General features: G+C 72.2%; 1 protein-coding gene. It reads left to right on the forward strand.

The genetic code is table 11. The features are described from left to right. Positions 1–915: aldehyde dehydrogenase family protein (locus ACFPZL_RS13740; RefSeq protein ID WP_382335949.1), on the forward strand; the 915-nt coding region annotated here is incomplete at both ends.

The raw sequence follows: 915 nt of genomic DNA on the forward strand, positions 1-915 counted from the left end.
AGCTCGAGACGATCATCGCGCGCGGCGTGGCGGCGGCCGAGGGCTGGCAGGCCCTCGGCGCCGACGAGCGCGCCCGCATCCTCTACCGCGCCGGCGAGAAGCTCGAGGAGAAGCGCGCCGAACTGCTCGAGGTCATGGGATCGGAGTGCGGCAAGACGCTCGATCAGGGCGACCCCGAGGTCTCCGAAGCGATCGACTTCGCCAACTACTACGCGATGCTCGGCCAGCTGCTCGAGCAGGTCGACGGCGCGGTCGCCGTGCCGCAGAAGCTCGTCGCGGTGATCCCGCCGTGGAACTTCCCGACCGCGATCCCCGCGGGCGGCGTGCTCGCCGGCCTGGCCTCGGGCGCCTCGGTCATCATCAAGCCCGCCTCGAACTCGGCCCGCTCGGGCGCCGTGATGGTCGAGGCGCTGTGGGAGGCCGGGGTGCCGCGCGAGGTGCTGCAGCTGGTGCAGTTCGCGGATCGCGCGCTCGGCTCGGCGCTCGTGGCCGATCCGCGCGTGGATCGCCTCATCCTCACCGGCGCCTACGAGACGGCGGTGGCGTTCCGCGAGCTGCGGAAGGATCTGCCGATCCTCGCCGAGACGAGCGGCAAGAACGCGATCATCGTGACCCCGAACGCCGACCTCGACCTCGCGGCGAAGGACGTGGCGCAGTCGGCCTTCGGGCACGCGGGCCAGAAGTGCTCGGCGGCGTCGCTCGTGATCCTCGTCGGCTCGGTCGCGAAGTCGAAGCGGTTCCGCGGCCAGCTCGTCGACGCCGTCGAATCGCTGAAGGTCGGCACGCCCGAGCACCTCGAGACGCAGATGGGCACCATCATCACCGCCCCCTCGGGCAAGCTGCTGCGCGGCCTGACCGCGCTCGGCGCGGGCGAGAGCTGGCTGCTCGAGCCGCGGCCGCTCGCGAGCGACAGCC

This window comes from Leucobacter soli (genome assembly GCF_042659205.1).
GTDB lineage: Bacteria > Actinomycetota > Actinomycetes > Actinomycetales > Microbacteriaceae > Leucobacter > Leucobacter soli.